The organism is Fructilactobacillus myrtifloralis (assembly GCF_024029335.1).
Classification (GTDB): domain Bacteria; phylum Bacillota; class Bacilli; order Lactobacillales; family Lactobacillaceae; genus Fructilactobacillus; species Fructilactobacillus myrtifloralis.
The window spans coordinates 247234-263844 of sequence record NZ_CP097116.1; the positions used below are offsets into that span (position 1 = coordinate 247234).

Genomic DNA, 16611 nt, shown 5'->3' on the forward strand with positions numbered 1-16611 from the left:
AGGGAACGAACAGCAAACAGCAGGAAGAAAAATCGCAATCTTGTATCAGGCAATTAATGCTATAATGGTTAGCGGAGGATCTGATGATGAAAAATAGTTTAAGCGCATTACGTGACGTGAGTAAGCTTCACCAACATAATTTACAAGTGATTACTAAGGCTCATAATGTAACTATTTCTGAATGGCAACTGTTAATGGCCATTCAGCAGACCGTTGATACCCAAGAAAAGTTAGCGCAGGCCCTGAAGCTTGATACATCTACGCTTTCGCGGCAGTTAAAACGGTTACTGACCAAGGAAATGATTGCTAAGCAAGCGGTTGGTCAGGATCGGCGCCAACTAGTTTATAGTCTCACGGACGCTGGTCAAACAGCTTTAACGCAGGTTAACCAGGATTATGACCAGTTACAGCAACAAATTTTTGCGCAGTGGACGGCAGACGAATCCCAGCTACTCAAAATTCTCTTGAATCGGTTAGAAACTAGTATGAAAAGATTAGATAAACGGGGTGCATAGATTGAAAACCGCAATTGTGACTGATAGTACGTGCTATTTGTCTCAAACAGACATTCAAAAATATAACATTCAGATTATTCCATTAGAAATTATCTTTGGAACCGATGAATACTTAGAAAACGTAACGATTACCAGTCAAGAATTCTATCCAAAGTTAGCCGCCGCGTCCGAGTTACCAACCACGTCGCAACCAGCTACCGGCCAACTAATTGACCTATACAATCGATTAGCAGACGCTGGCTATGAAAATGTAATCACCATCACGCTGGCAGCCACCATTTCCGGTTTTTATAACCAAATTTGTAACCTAGCACAGCAAATCACCCGCATTCGCATTATTCCCTTCGACTCCCAAATTACGCTGGGCTTAATGGGCGATTTAGCAATTTACGCCGCCCAGTTGGCCGCTACTGATACGGATCCTGATGAGATTGTCGCTAAATTAACGGAGCAACGAGCAACCATTGATGAATTATTTGTGGTCGACGACTTACAAAACCTGGTTAAAGGCGGTCGGTTATCAAACGCATCTTCGTTCATTGGGAGTTTATTGAACATTAAGCCAATTTTAACGTTTGATAACCAAACTGACGAAATCGTGGCTTTTGATAAGGTCCGGACAATGAAACGGGCGCTAAAACGAGTGGAAAAATTATTTAGTGAAGTTGAACCAACCCTGGATTATCCGGTGAAAGCCTTTGTCTTTGACGCAAATGCCAAGCAAGCCGGCCAGCGGTGGCTGGAACACTTGGAAGAAGCATTTCCAAAGGTGCGCTTTGCCCAAGCTGAGATTGGTCCGGTGATTGGGACGCACTTAGGTGCCGGAGCCTTAGCTTTAGGTTGGGAACGGGACATTACTAAACTTTAAAGCGTTATAAGACGAATTTTAAATTCGTCTTTTTTTATTCGGTTATTTTAGCAATTAATCTGGGGGACTAAATGAGCAAGCTGGCAATCCGCTTTAATTACCATTTTAGTTTACATAATATATATTATACGAAGTAAGTGTTTAAATCAGCAGTCCAACTCATTCTAAGCCCCTGTCAGCCATTTTAAGTTGTAAGCAATGAATTCATGGCACCAGCGCATGAAAATGCGTTTTTTTGCAGTTTAATTACCACCATCGCCCGTTCTTTGGTCTGGATGCCTGATTAAACTGCTTTTATCGGCTGCACTGGCTTTGTTTTTCGTTATAAATTCAACCATGGTCGTTGCTACGCTTAATTTTAGCGACCACTTGGACTGTTTTAAAGTTGTTTTTAGTTCAGTAGCACTTCGTTTAATTAACGCAATTAAATCAGTCTTAGTTTGCTGATCATCATTTTTAACGTGTTGTACATGGACTCCATAATCTTCTTATGCAACGGCTGCTTAAAATCTTTTACAAAATCATTTCATTGATTTTACTCACAACTCAACTGCCTGCCAATCGCTTTTATCTCAAACATGCTTCTAAAATTCACGAATCTTCAGCTCATGGCTGAACCTGATCGAATCAGCTTTAGTTTATTTCATTCTTTATGTTAACTAATTTAATTTTTAGTTACTACCATGTTACATTATTTATAATTAACGTGCTTAAAAAATAGGCAACAGAATTCCAATGAAACTGGAATTCTGTTGCCTATTAAATTTGAATCATTAAACTACGTTACAGGTTGCTAACTAGCTTTGTTTAAGTCATCGAATAACTTTACTGCTTAACCACTGGCGCATCTTTTGCTTGAACCTCAGCTTGTGGTTGGTCCGGTTGTGCTTGTTGCCCATTTGCTTGTGCAGCAGGCTGTTCTTCAGCATTATTAGCGGAGTGGTTAACATTACTTTGGTCGTTACCATTTTCCAACAATGCTCCTGTTTGGGGATCAAAGTTAACGGTTTTACCATTAATTACTTGGGAACCAAACACCTTTTCTCCAGCAGCATTGAGATAATAAGTTTGGCCCGTTTTAGTAATAAATTGGTCTTTAACTGGTTCTCCATTATTGGCATCAAAGTAGTACGTCTTACCAGTGGCAGGATTAGTAGCAAAGTCACCCTTAACTTGAATCAACGTTTGCGGATCAAAGAAATGTGGGTGCCCATTAATTACCTGATAACCGGAAACTAGGTGCCCATCGGCTGCATCGGTATAGAAGAAGCGGTTGCCACCGAGATCAATGAATTCCCCTTTACTTTGAATTCCATTGTCGTGGAAGTACTTTTTCTGTCCATCTAGCACCATGATTCCAGTCGTCGCATCACCCTTGTCATCAATGTAATACCAGTTACCGTCGTGGTCACCAGCATACCGGTTCGCAACTAGGTTCCCACTTCCATCGTCAAAGTAATGAACCTTGCCATCGGGAGTTTTCACGAACCGATCCTTAGCTTCCACCCCGTTTTGATCAAAGTATTGCGTATATTTTCCTTCCACGGAGTACAGCTTGTCAACAAGCATTTTCCCGTCGTCACCAAAGTAGTAAGCATTACCACCCTTATCGAGTACGTATTGATTCCGGGCTTGTCGACCGGATCCGGTGTAGTAATAGGTATTGCCATCTTGACCTTGGAAGAAGGAGCTTCGAAGTTCGGTTCCATTTGGCAAGAAATAGTATTTAGAGCCATTAATGGTCTGTTCTCCTGTAACCAGATGTCCACTGGCATCGAAGTAGTAATAATTCCCTTGGTCGTCTTGAATGATTGCGTCCTTAGCTTGATAACCACTAGTATCAAAGTACACAATCCCCTGTTGATCGCGGCCAAATCCAGCCGAAGCGGGCAGATTCAACAATTGCTTGGGAAGATAACCATTATCATTACCATTGTCAACCACTTTGAAGTAGTGACCTGTAGCAGGATCCTTCAGCACAAAATCTTGCCCCTTTCCTTCAATGTTACTTCCATTAAAGTACTTAGCCGACCATTCTTTAATCTTGGTGCTAGGATCAATTGGTTGTCCAGTTGAAATTTGTTTGTCCTTAAACAGTTCTGGATAATCCTTTTGCAGTTGTGCTAAGAATTCACCCCCAAATTTTTCCTGGTAAGCACCGCCCCCACGAGTATTAGAAACGTATAGCGTTCCCTGCATGTTTGAATCGGTGTTTTGCTTACCTAATGAATCCGTTCGGTTAACCGTGGTCAATTCCTCTTTCTTCATATTATAAAGTTGGTCGGGAACAAAATCGGCCATTACTTGAATTCCTTGGGCGTGCAACGCTTTAATTACGTCTCGCAATTGTGTGGCAGTTCCGTATTTAGTTGGCTTATTAAAGCCTAAATCATACCGATCGGAGAAAGCATAGCCATTCTTAACAATGGAGTCCACGAAGGTATTATCGTCACTGGAACGATATTGAGGTGCCAATTGCATGCTGGTAACTCCCCAATCACGGAACATTTGCGCATTTTTCGCAATTCGAACGTTGGTAAATTCATCTACCGTTTTAGGCATAGCTTGAAAATTAGAGAAGCCTTCAAAAATAACCTGAGAATCAGAGGCCGCATTCGAATGGAACGTGTTTCCGTCTGCGTTCGGTTGGGAACTTGCTTGCGTTCGAGCATCTTGGTCAGCAGCCGCCCCCACTGGAACCCAGGCAGCTAGATAACCAGAAACTTGCGGGTTCAGGTAGCCTTTAATGTCATTGCCAGTAAAGATGAGGTCTCCATTTTCATCAGTCCAACGAACGGGGGCCTGAGCATCACTGGAATAACTTTGCAACCCATCGGCATTGGTGAGCGTCACGGCTCTAAAGGCTTGATTCCGGTGAGCAGCTCCCATGTGAAGAACAACTTGATCGGACTGCTTCAACTTCAGATTGTGATTATTACTAATAATTACCCCAATTCCCTCAGTTCTAGTTTCAGTCGTTCCCTGGTCGCTAGCGTTCATCGCTCCTTTTCCAAACCGAACACTGGTTAAAATATCATTTTGGTCGACATCCATCGTTTGCCCACCAGCTACATATTTAATCCGTGTTTTAAGGAAATTATCGATGGCGTCAAAGTATGGGGATTTGGTTCCCATAAACGGACCGTCATCGGTATACAAATCACCATAGTAAACGCGTGGGATCGTATCCTTATTAGTGAGCATCAATGCGTAGGCACTCGGCATGTTGTAGTGGGTATACTTTTTAACTGCTTGTTTCATATCCTCGTTGTAAACCTTGAAAGCAGCTTCGAGTTGCGCTTGCGTTGGAGCTAGACTGTTTTTTACGTTGGGATATAAGTCTTCAATAATTTGCGCAATTACCGTTTGTACCTCACTATCGTGAGCCCGAACGAACGAGTAGTTCGGCAACGCATGATTATCTTGATTATCCCGACTGCGATCTACCATTTTATATTCTAAGAACCGCTTCATGGCCCCCCGCAACCGATCGGGCTTAGTGAGCGACCAAATTAATTGCGTATGACTATAGTCATCCATACTGAGTTGACCCTGACCATGGTCACGCATGTATAGCGGGTCATTGTGACTCCAGTCTTCTAGAATCGATAAATGCTTCAAAGCATTTTGATCGGATTTTTTCACTCCGTATAACGAAGCAAAGTACTTAGCGGCGATGTTCAGTAAGTCAGCATCAACGTTATCAACGGCATCAATTCTGATTCCATCAAAGTTTGCATCCGGATCATTATTAGTGATTGCACCAAAATGCATTAGGAAGTGGAGCCAGTTCAATTGTTCTGCCTGAACAACCGGATTGGAATTATCTACGTCATCGGCTAAGAGCAGTTCAAATCCACCCTTGCTCTTATCAACATCATACTTTTCTTTTCCGGTTTGGTTGGTTGGGGTTCGGTTCATCAACCGAAAGTTTGAATTAGCATCGGGAGTTAATTTGCTATTGATGAAGCTTAGCGCCCCTCGTTGTAAATGATCATGATTAGGATTTTCACTAATGATGTTCCATTGGGGTTGTTCCTTAATAAAGTCACGCATTAATTCTCGGAGCCATTCGGTATCATTTTTTTGCCCAATTTTAGCTTCGATGGCTTTTTGTACGGCCGTTACCGACTCATTTAACAGCTTTTGATCATCATTTAATGTAAAACCTTGCCGGTTATCGATGAGTCCAGCTTTTACCATGTAATTTAAGTAATTAACCTCGGTTTTTTTATTCGGCCACCACGTCATCAGGATTGGACGATAATCAGTGGCAGTTGAAGCTCGCCAGTCTTTTCCATTAGCTAGGATTTCTTTAGGCCGATACCAGGATTCGGCGGTCAAGTACCCGTCGATATTCTTAAAGTTGTCCTTGCTCGTACCATTAACAGCGTTATGGGCTGTATAGGAGGTTGTTTGGTCGGTAATGCCCTCTTTAATTTTAGAGTTTTTGGTTTCAGTTGCAATTCCAGTCTTAGCATCAAAATACAGCAACTCACCGTTAAACACTCCAGAGAAACCCCGACGCATAATCCCGCTATGGTCAAAGTAATAGGTTTTCCCGTTAATCGTTTGCAAACCGGTTACAATTTCACCGTTTTGGTTAACGTAATAAATGTTTCCAGCAATCTTATTTTTGTCTTTTGGTTTTTGGCGGGGTTGGTAAGGATTATTATCATCATTTACCTGATCAGCTTCATTTTCATCTGGCTCCTGTGCAAGTGCATCTAAATTAGGTAATGCTTTTTGCTTATCTGCTTCGTAAAATGAATTTTGGACTTGTTCACCCTTCCGATTAAAGGCAACGTTGTGGTCATCGACTGCTTGAATTCCGGTAGCAGCATTTCCACTTCCCGGTTTAAAGTAGTATTTGTGGCCGTCAATTGTAACGTAACCACCCTTAACTTGTTTTCCGTTAGCATCAAAGTATTGGGTAATGCCACTAATCTTCGTCATCCCAGTGGCATAACTACCATCATTATATTGATAATAAAAGTCCCCGTTTTTATCAAGATATTGTCCCGGTTTTTCCGGAGCTTGCTTCGGTTGGGGCTGGTCATTTTCAGTTTCGTCTTCGGTGGCTGCGGAATCATCAGAATTGGTTTCAGGATTGGTTTTTGGTTGTCCCTGATCTGAAACCGAAGCTTCATCATGATGGGTTGCAGCTCCAGGTTGTTCAGCTGTAGTTTGGTCGGCATTTGCCGGCTCAAGTGGTTGCTTCTGCTCGTGTTTATCAGATTTATCAGCATCAGTTTGGCTCGGACTCGCAACTGAGTTACCTGCCTGGTTGGTCTGTGGCTGTTCTGATTGTGATTGCTTTGGTTCTGTTGGTTGTGGTTCAGTTGTTACAGATTGCTTTGGTTCTGAGTCTGAATCAGACGCTGGTTGCGAATTTTCTCCAGCAACCTTTGTTGCGTCTGAGGCTTGGGATGCTTGCTCGGTTGCAGTTTGATCTGCAGCTGGCTGTTCTGCTTGATGATCAGTCGTTGAGTTCGTTGGTGTTTGTTTCTCAGCTGACTGACCGGTTTCTGCCTGAGAAGGCGTAGCCGTGACCGGAGCTTTTGTTGGCGTTTCAGGTTGATGCACTACTGGAGTGGTTCCCTGAGTTCCGTTATCAGCAAAGGCCTGACTGCTACTAACTAAACTAACTCCTGCGAGGGTAATTGTGAAAATGGCCCCAATTACCCATGTTTTTCCTGCTTTATACATCTTCTTTCGACACGTTTTATTAAACATCAAAAAACTCCTTTCGTTTGATTGATGCCATTGTAAAACGGTGTCTATTTAAATTTAATTTTGTAGTAAAATTCTTACATTAACGATCCAGGATTGCCTGCACTTCTTTTTTTAACGATTCTACTAATCCAGTTGCCCCTAAGTTGGTTAGCACTGATAATTTATGCTTAATGTTGGTTTTATAGTTTGGCAGTTGTTCGAGGACCAGCCGCCGAATATCTGCAACAATCACTAAGTCATATCGTCCAGTTTGCGAGGCAATTTTACGCGACTCGGCAAGTTCGACAAAGGGGGCTTTGATCTGTCGGTTTAAGATTAAAAGGTAACAATAATTAGCACTAAAAGCTGCTTTTAGGCCTGCCAAGGTTGGATATTTCTTATCAATAATGCGAAATGCATGTTGCATAATGGCATGGGCCGTTTCTAAATCAAAAAAGAACAGCGAGCAGTCTAAAATGCGTAAATCTAACATACACCACTCATCGATTTGCGCTAAATTAGACCATACTGGTTGTAATAATTTCCGCAATTCTTGAATGTGCGCTAAATTAAAATTCCAATCATCAATTTTTTCCATGGCTTCTGTTACCAGCATAATATTGCGGGCCGTGAAATTCCCCTCTTCTTGGTAAATTTGACGGGCCAGCTTATTGACGTCCGTTAACGTTTTTCGATCACCCGAGCTATTTAACTGGTATAAAAACTTCTGGGTAAGGTTCGAAAAACTAGTCGGATTCGTAATGGATCGTTGTTTATCAAAATCACTGAGTGAAATCCCCAGTCTTTCCAACAACTGAATCCCCGTTTCAAATGACGGATTCTGATGATTATTTTCAATTCTCACCACGGTGTCACGCGAAATTAAATTATGAGAAAGCTCGGCTTGAGTAATGTGGCGACTGGTACGCAAGTATTTTAATAATGCTCCAAATTCAGTCACAGTCATTTCTCCTTAATGATAAAAACCTACTAACCATTTACTTTCAGTTTAACTGTAGTGCTATCGTAACACACTAATTTTGGGTTCCAACCATTAAGAATGATGATTATTTACTACATTATGACAAATGAGAATTAATTATTATAAAATGAGAGGTGTTAAGTAAGGAGGTGTTATTTATGTCACCATTTTTCAACATTTTTACTTGGTTTTTTAAATTTTAATTATTAAGCTTATTAGAGCAGTAGCCATGGTTAATCTACTAACCATGGCTACTTTTTTGTTGCTTCCAAATAACTTTAAAACAGGCTGCAACAACTTAAAGAAAGGAATTGTGGCCTGTTTTAACCTAAAGAAATTCAGGACTGATCAAAATGGGCTTTTCGATTAGTTACGCGAGGTCTTTACTTAACAACCGTTGGATGCAGTACAGCGCCGGTAGCCCACTTCCAAAACTAACCACCACTAATAGTCCCAGGCTTGCCCACCAACCACTGCTCCCAATTGCATGACTGATGGTTTGGTAAACATAATATGGTGGAAATAACTGTTGGAGCGTGGTAATCGCCTTGATCCAAATGTTTTGCCCGGCGAACTTGTAAAACGGGATTAAGAAAAACATCACGACTAACATTAAAAAGAAACTCGTGGCGTCGAGCGTTTGGGCATCGAACCACTGTCCGATGAGAAAGCCAAATAAGCTTAAATATGCGCCTAAATAGAGCATTAAGACCAACAAAACAACTAAGTTTGCCGACAGCGGGTAGTCACCGATTCCCAAACCACAGATGATTACCACGCTAGCAATCACCAGGTTTAAAATGGCCTGGACTAGAATGTCATCACTAAGCCATTTCCTAATAGTATAGGGCGACGTTTCAATTTGAAGCAGATAAAAATCCTTTGTATAGTTAACTGACTTTGCAAAGGTAACTAAGGAATTACCCGCGATCCCAATCGTAATGGCGCACGTTACCATTAATAATGAGCCATTCGATTTAACCTGATAGACGGTTTCATAAAAATGCATGCCTAAATACCATAAAATCGGGGTTATTAGTGTAAAAAAGAGAAAGCGCCGGTTACGAAATGTCATTTTTAAAATTAAGTAATTATTCATGATAGGGCTCCTAACTATGGTTAAAGTGACGGTACCAACTGGCTAACGTTTGATTATGGGCATGGATGGTAGCCACCTGCTCGTCTGCAGCAATGACCCCGTCTTTTAACAACACAACCCGATCAAAGTAATGATCAATCTGATTAAAATCATGGGTAATGACCAACGTGGTATTAGTTAGGTGGTCTAATTGCTGCCAAAAGCGGTCGATGGTTTCCAAATCCATTCCCACCGTAGGTTCATCAAAAATCAGGAACCGCGCTTGCTTCATCATTGTTAGTAAGAACATGAGTTTTCGTTGCTGCCCACCGGAAAGCTTCATGACTAACTGAGCGCGCTGGTCCCAAAGATTAGCAGTTTTTAGCAGCCGTTCGAGATTTTGGCTCGGTAAATTGGCCAGCTTCACTTCCATTTCAAGCATTTCTTGCACCCGGAGTGGTCCGATTAACAGGTTTTGTTGGGGCATTAAGCTTAAATCGTGCTTGGGAACATAATTCCGTTCAATTGCACCAGCATCGGGCTGAATCCGACCGATAATGAGATTAACTAAGGTCGTTTTCCCCGCCCCATTACTACCTAAGAGCGCTACTCGTTCATTACGGTGGAGTGTTAAGTTGATGCCCTTTAAAACGGGCTTCGTATAATTTTTTTGAACATTTGTAATTACCAAGATGTTGTCACGATGCATCGTTTGCTTTAAAACTAGATAATCCAAATCAACGTTAAAAACCTGACTTAGTTGCACTAGTTTATCTAAATCCGGTTCCGCTGCCCCCTTTTCCCACTTTGAAATTGCTTGACGCGAGACAAACAATCGCTCCGCTAACTGCGCTTGAGACAATTGTTGTCGTTGTCGTAACCGTACGATCTGCGTTCCCAATGAATTATTTTGCATGCTCACGTTCCTTTCTCCCGAAGAGTAATTTCTAACGATTCTCAGTATAGCGAAGCCGCGGCCGAATAATAGCGATTTTCGCGCTCTCGTTCACTGCCAAGCTCGCAACTGCTGGTTGCATCGCTGCAGCATAAGGTTATACGCCCCGATTCTAGCATGCTTAACGAGGTTTAAATTAGTCTTACTAGCGCATTAATTCCGTCTGCGAGTAAGCCTATTCCACAAAAAAATCCAAGTTCCCGTGATCGGGATAACTTGGACTTTTAAAGATTAACTAAATAACAATTGCATAAAAGCGGTGCGGACCTGCTTAAGCTGGTTTAATTCTCTTTCAATTCCACTTAAAAACTGGTCGTATTGCTTCAACATGTCCCCAATTTTAGCTTGTTCTGCAGTGGTTTCAGGGATAATCAGCTTAATGTTGGCAGTCTCTCGGGCTGAAATCTCTGTAAAGGTAATTCCAGAGGCGAGTTTATTGGCCATTCTCGCAATGCGATCGTGCATTGAATACAAAAAATAAGGGTTAATCTGGTTACTCGGAATTAATGATTGAAATCCTTGATTGGTGGCCGCTGGATAACTTAAAATCCCCATTTTCCCAATCCCAGCCCGCGACGTCATTAAAATCGTGTCTTTTGGAAGCAAAATTGCCCGGCTATTATTCAAGCCAGTCCGCGTGATGGTTTTTAAACTATGGTGTAGATATCCCTGATTTTGGACCTCAGTCGGAGTAAACCAATCAATTTGACCATTCCAATACTGTGTTTCCGTTAACCGGGGGGTCCCCCCACTTTTAATTGTGGCAACTTCACTTAATTTTTTCGTCACCCAGTTATGCGAAAACGCGGTAAACCGCAGTGACGGCGTCGTTGGCGTTTCGGGAAACAGGCGCTGCAATAATTGTCGTTTCAGCGTTTGGATCTTTTGGTATTTACGCTGGCGATTAGCAATCAGTAAATCAAGCGTTGCAAAGAGGTCCCCCAGTTTCTCCTGTTCGGCAAATTGAGGTACCTTTAGCATAATTTTGTTTAGTTCGTTATTGGTTAGTTTTAGCCGATCAGATCCAGTTAGATACGGCTTAATTTTAATGGTTTTTAAGCGTTTGCCGAGAAACAAATAATTGGAAATACCCGGCTTATCCGTTAAAACGTGAGAATGGTTATTCACCCATGCCTTTCCGGTGATGGTATTAATCGGATAGTCACAAACACTATTCGCGCCATCTTCAGCAATTAAAATTAGGTTGCCGGTATGTGTCGAACCGGCGACATAATCTTGGATTCCATTCGCCCCATAGTATGGAGTTGGACCAGCAATTCGTTTATTTTTAGTGACCGGAACGCGATCGCCATCTAGATTAACGGTAATGTCGGCTAATTTTTGTTCCTGCCACGCATCTGTAAAATCTTTAAACCGAATCTTAGGTTTATTTTGCTTTTCTATCATTATTTAAATACATCTTTCAATAAATCAAGCGTTTCTTGAGCTTCATCATCCGTTCCGACTAATTCTCCCAGAAGGTGGTTCATGTGCTTGGTTAGTTGCCGTTGCTCTTCATCCAACTGGTGAATGTCACGGGATAGTTGTTTAACATCAATTGGCGGGGTGTCTTCCAACGAATCGACGTACCGCGGGATGTTTAGGTTGTAATCATTTTTAATGATTTCTTCCATTGAAGCCACATGGGCATACTTAGCAACATCCACCCGGTTTTGATAGGTGCTCACAATTTTTTCAATGTCTTGTTGGCGGAGCTTGTTGTTGTTCTTTACCTTCTCAAATCCCTGGGAGGCATCAATGAAAAGCACGTCGTCTGCCTGGCGTTGCTTTTCTAACACTAAAATCACCGTTGGAATGCTGGTATTGGTAAAAATCTTTTTGGGTAAGCCAATTACCGCACTAATGTTATGCGCTTTTAAGAGATTTTTCCGAATTTGGTGTTCGGTCCCCCCCCGAAACAAAACCCCATGTGACAAGACAATTACCATCCGTCCGTCCGACTTCAAATGATACAAGCAATGCAATAAAAAGGCGTAGTCAGCCTTGGATTTAGGCGCAATGCCCTGTTTGAAGCGAGGATCATGTTCCCGATTAGTATTATCCCAGCGTAACGAATACGGTGGATTAGCAGTGACCGCATCAAACAGCCGGGGAGAATCAATTCCGTCTACCACCCCATCTGGCCAATCATCAGTCAATGTATCTGCATTCCGGAGGACAATGTTTTGATATTCAATGCCGTGCATTAATAAGTTCATTCTTGCCAAATTATATGTAGTTGTAATTAATTCTTGACCATAATATTTAATGGCGCTTTTTTTCTCCGCATTATTCATGTGAGAAGCAGTCGTTAACAACAGCGACCCCGACCCAATTGCAGGATCATATAAACTGTAGTTGCTTAATTCTTCCCTTCCCGAGGTCAGAATTTGGGCTGTGATTTCTGAAACCTGGTGGGGCGTGTAAAATTCACCGGATTTAGTTCCCGAATTAATGGAAAACATCCCAATTAAATATTCATACAAATCGCCTAAAACGTCGGATGCTTCATCCAACTCAATCTGCCCCATTAAATCAATCATATTAATGATGGTTTGAGTCCGTGATTGTTGATTATTACCGAGCCGACTGGAATCTAAATCAATGTCCGCAAAAATCCCCGTAAGCGCTGTTTGTGCTTGCGGAGCAATGTATTGATTAAAGCTCTCTAAATCATCTGCGAGCTGCGTTAAGGTAAACTCATTTCGTTTAATCGCATCCTGCCAATCCGTAAATAAGTCCCCCGGCTGAATCACATATCCCAACTCAGTTTGCATGTTCGCCAGTTGCTCAGCCTGATTGTCCTTATCATGAAAATGGGTTTGCCACCAAGTTTGCGCTTTACTAGATAAATACTTATAAAACATAATCCCGAACACATAATTTTTATATTCTGCCGGCTCAATTTTTCCTCTAGTTTTATTCAGGGTGTTCCAAACAAGGGCCTTTTTGCGTGAATCTAATGCCATGGTTAAACTCCATTTCATTATATATTTAAAGATAGAACTAAACTTCATGTTAAGTTAGAATTGGTCTTTGTGTCAACGCTGGAATTAAAAATGATTAACTTTCAACTTCGAAGCATTCTCATTTATGAATCGATTATTGCTGGCTCACTTCCAAAGGCAGTTCAAGACCGTTTACAGGGTTCATTTTCCAAACACCAGTACTTGCACTATAATAAGTTTAACAACAAAAATCGAGGTAGCCCATGTATTTAAAACGATTTGTCGAGCTCTTCATTGTGTATCTAATCTCATTTGTTGTAGGTAGTTTTGTTTATGGAATCGCATTTGTGACAACAAATGGGCTCCTAATTCTAGCGGGCGGTCTCATCGGCTATTGCGTGTTAGTCATTCCCCTGACCATCATGACGATTCGGAAAATGACCAAACGAGCGACGGCCAGTGGGGAGCACCAACCAGCTCAATCCCGCTTTAATCAAGTCTTAGCGGCATTACCTAGTTACTTTTATTTAGCCACTAGCGATCAAACTGACCAGGTGAGCAATTCAATTGTGACGTTTGCCCAATCCGAACACCACGAAAACGTTTTTTACGTTGCCACCGATCCCCGCACGAAGCGGGTGCAGAACATTCTGGTCCATGAGCAGGTTGCCATTGCTAGTCTCGCTGATTCTGAACTGGGACTGCGCTTTTCCTCTAACCACGCTAGAGCTCGGGTGATTAAGGGAAAACCCGCCATTACGAAGCTTCTCAAAACCAATCCAACCTTAACGGGGTTGTCCGCCAATCTATCTAACCAGGCAATTTTGGAAATTACCCTTACCTCCGTTCTCATTGAATCCTTTCGGGATGCACCTGAGATTGTCCAGTTGCAACAACAAAAAACTTCTAACTAATTAATCAGTTAGAAGTTTTTTTCACATTAATCTGCGTTAATCCTCGTTCGCTAATATTGCGTGGGCCTGTTTAATTTGGGTTTTAATCGCTTTAAACCCGGTCCCTCCAACCGAATTTCTCCGTTCTACGGCAACTTCTGGTTGCAAAACGTGGTAGACATCAGCCGTAATTAGTGGCGACGCGGCTTGCAGTTCAGCAAGCTCCATGTCTTGTAAATTACGGTGTTCCTGGAGGCCCTTAAAGACGAGCTGCCCCACGATTGCATGCGCTTCTCGAAATGGAACCCCCTGATTGGCGAGGTAATCGGCTAATTCCGTTGCATTCGAATAATCATTTTTTGTGCTGGCATACATTTGCTCTTGATTAATTTTCATGGTCTGCAGCATTCCAGTATAAATTTTCAGGGTCGGAAGAATCGTTTTGACGGTATCAAACACGCCTTCTTTGTCTTCTTGGAGATCCTTATTATAAGCTAGCGGTAACCCCTTCATAGTAGTTAAAAGGCTCATTAGGTGTCCATAAATCCGCCCCGTTTTCCCCCGAATTAATTCGACCATATCAGGATTTTTCTTTTGGGGCATGATGGAACTTCCGGTTGTATATGCATCACTTAATTCCACAAACTTAAATTCCTGGCTGACCCAGAGACTTAATTCTTCGCTCAACCGGGATAGGTGCATCATTAAGATGGCACTATTACTTAAAAATTCGAGGGCAAAGTCCCGGTCTGAAACCGCATCGAGGGAATTCGTGTACAGGTTCTGAAAGCCAAGTTCGTCCGCCGTAAATTCCCGATCAATTGGAAAGGTCGTGCCTGCTAAAGCAGCGGAACCCAGGGGTAGTAGATCCGTATGTTGTTGGTTAAATTCAAACCGTTCGTAGTCCCTTTGCAGCATGTTGAAGTACGCTAAAAATGACTGGGCTAACGAAATTGGTTGTGCATGTTGTAAGTGGGTATAACCGGGCATGACGGTCGTCACGTTTTCTTCCGCCAGCTTCACTAACACAGCCTGGAAGTGCCGAATTTGCTCTAAAACCTTGGGTAACCGCCGCTTTACGTATAAATGAAAGTCCGTTGCTACTTGATCATTTCGCGACCGGGCCGTGTGAAGCTTACCGGCTACTGGTCCAATTTTTTCGGTTAACAACGCTTCCAAGTTCATATGAATGTCTTCGTTATCGGTTGAAAACTGGAGCTTGCCCGCGGCCAGGTCCGTTTGCAACGCTTCTAGTCCCGTCGTAATGGCATGAACTTCATCCGCAGTTAAAATTCCCGTGTGTCCGAGCATCTTGACATGCGCTAACGACCCGATGAGATCCTCTTCCGCCATCAGTTGATCAAAATTAATGGAAGCCCCAAAGTCGGCTCCGAGTTGATCCAGTTCCGCTTGAAACCGACCACCCCATAACTTTTTACTCATGGTGTTCCTCCCGGTGAGCTACTTGGGCAGCAACTTCAGTTGGTAAGCCCCAGAGTTTGATGAAGCCCTTGGCTGCTTCTTGATCAAAGGAATCGGCCGCTGTGTAAGTTGCGAGGTCCTTATCGTACAAACTCCATTGTGATTGCCGCCCCAAAATCGTGATATTTCCCTTGCACAGGCTCAACCGCACTTCACCAGTCACGACTTGTTGACTGCTGGTTAAAAAGGCTTGGAGTGCCTGCATCAGCGGGGAGAACCATAATCCGTTATAGATTAATTCGCTTAGTTGTTGTTCAACCGTGAGCTTATAGTGGGCCAAGTCCCGTTCCAAGGTCAAGTTTTCTAAGGCTTGGTGCGCCTTAATTAACACCATTGCAGCCGGGGCTTCATAAATTTCACGCGACTTAATCCCCACCAATCGGTTTTCAATGTGATCAATCCGACCGACCCCGTTCGTTCCGGCAATCTGATTTAACTTTTCGATTAACGGAGCAAATGCGAGTGCTTCCCCATTAATGGCCACTGGTTTTCCCTGCTGGAAACTGATTACTAACTCGGTTGGGGTGGCTGGTGCCTCAGCAATTGAATTGGTTAAGGCAAAGGCATCTGCAGGAGCACTTACCCAGGGATCCTCAAGCACCCCCGCTTCGTTGGCCCGGCCCCAGATGTTGGCATCGATTGAGTATGGTGAATCCAGGTCGATGGGAATCGCAATGCCATGGTCCTTTGCGTATGCAATTTCTTCCTCACGAGACCAGTGCCAGTCCCGCACCGGACTGAGAACTTCCAGCTCCGGAGCCAGCGCGTGAATGGCAACTTCAAACCGAACCTGATCGTTCCCCTTCCCGGTACACCCGTGTGCAATCGCACTTGCCCCGGTTTGATGAGCAATTTCAACCAATTTTTGGACAATCAGGGGCCGTGATAAGGCCGATACTAGGGGGTAAACGCCTTCGTACAGGGTATTTCCCTGTAACGCAACCGCTAAATAGCGATCGGCAAACTCCTGCTTAGCGTCAATAACGTACGCGGAAACGGCTCCGGTTTGGAGGGCCTTGGCCTTTAAAGCGGCGGCATCCTTTTCCTCACCCACGTTCACACAGGTGGCAACCACGTCATAACCCTGGTCGGTCAACCAGGCAATGGCTACCGAGGTGTCTAATCCGCCAGAATATGCTAATACTACTTTTGGTTTGGTCATTTTTAAGTCCTCC

The 16611-nt window shown here is 42.9% G+C and carries 11 protein-coding genes; 3 read left to right on the plus strand and 8 right to left on the minus strand.

What is annotated here, in order from left to right; translation table 11 throughout:
• The first annotated feature begins 86 nt into the window (after positions 1-86).
• Positions 87-515, plus strand: a complete 429-nt coding sequence (locus tag M3M35_RS01345; RefSeq protein ID WP_252750232.1) for a MarR family winged helix-turn-helix transcriptional regulator — start codon at positions 87-89, stop codon at positions 513-515.
• A 1-nt stretch (position 516) separates the two neighbouring features.
• A complete protein-coding gene (locus M3M35_RS01350) occupies positions 517-1383 on the plus strand; it encodes a DegV family protein (protein WP_252750233.1) in 867 nt (288 codons plus the stop codon).
• 825 nt (positions 1384-2208) lie between these two features.
• On the opposite strand, the gene M3M35_RS01355 is transcribed toward M3M35_RS01350, so the two are convergent.
• From M3M35_RS01355 to M3M35_RS01380, 6 genes are all read right to left on the minus strand, one after another.
• Complete coding sequence (locus tag M3M35_RS01355) at positions 2209-7119, minus strand: glycoside hydrolase family 70 protein (protein ID WP_252750234.1); 4911 nt, start codon at positions 7117-7119, stop codon at positions 2209-2211.
• A gap of 79 nt (positions 7120-7198) precedes the next feature.
• Positions 7199-8059 carry a helix-turn-helix domain-containing protein gene (locus M3M35_RS01360; protein WP_252750235.1) on the minus strand — a complete coding sequence of 287 codons (861 nt, stop codon included), beginning with the start codon at positions 8057-8059 and terminating at the stop codon, positions 7199-7201.
• A 391-nt stretch (positions 8060-8450) separates the two neighbouring features.
• The gene (locus M3M35_RS01365; protein WP_252750236.1) at positions 8451-9179 is read right to left on the minus strand and encodes a hypothetical protein; all 729 of its coding nucleotides are present in this window, start codon (positions 9177-9179) and stop codon (positions 8451-8453) included.
• Between the two features lie 10 nt (positions 9180-9189).
• On the minus strand, positions 9190-10074 hold the full coding sequence (locus M3M35_RS01370) for an XRE family transcriptional regulator (RefSeq protein WP_252750237.1): 885 nt from the start codon (positions 10072-10074) through the stop codon (positions 9190-9192).
• Positions 10075-10344: 270 nt separating this feature from the next.
• On the minus strand, positions 10345-11520 hold the full coding sequence (locus tag M3M35_RS01375; protein ID WP_252750238.1) for a restriction endonuclease subunit S: 1176 nt from the start codon (positions 11518-11520) through the stop codon (positions 10345-10347).
• The gene (locus tag M3M35_RS01380) at positions 11520-13082 is read right to left on the minus strand and encodes a type I restriction-modification system subunit M (RefSeq protein WP_252750239.1); all 1563 of its coding nucleotides are present in this window, start codon (positions 13080-13082) and stop codon (positions 11520-11522) included. Before M3M35_RS01380 ends, M3M35_RS01375 begins: the two co-directional genes overlap by 1 nt.
• A 242-nt stretch (positions 13083-13324) precedes the next feature.
• Between M3M35_RS01380 and M3M35_RS01385 the strand changes: the two genes are divergently transcribed.
• Entirely contained in the window at positions 13325-13975 is a 651-nt protein-coding gene (locus tag M3M35_RS01385; RefSeq protein ID WP_252750240.1) for a pyridoxamine 5'-phosphate oxidase family protein, read from the plus strand.
• Positions 13976-14011: 36 nt separating this feature from the next.
• Here the strand turns inward: M3M35_RS01385 and argH are convergent, their stop codons facing one another.
• Together argH and M3M35_RS01395 are read right to left on the minus strand one after the other, a co-directional pair.
• Positions 14012-15397, minus strand: a complete 1386-nt coding sequence (gene argH / locus M3M35_RS01390; protein ID WP_252750241.1) for an argininosuccinate lyase — start codon at positions 15395-15397, stop codon at positions 14012-14014.
• On the minus strand, positions 15390-16598 hold the full coding sequence (locus M3M35_RS01395) for an argininosuccinate synthase (RefSeq protein WP_252750242.1): 1209 nt from the start codon (positions 16596-16598) through the stop codon (positions 15390-15392). The genes argH and M3M35_RS01395 overlap by 8 nt, the downstream gene beginning before the upstream one ends.
• Positions 16599-16611: the final 13 nt, after the last annotated feature.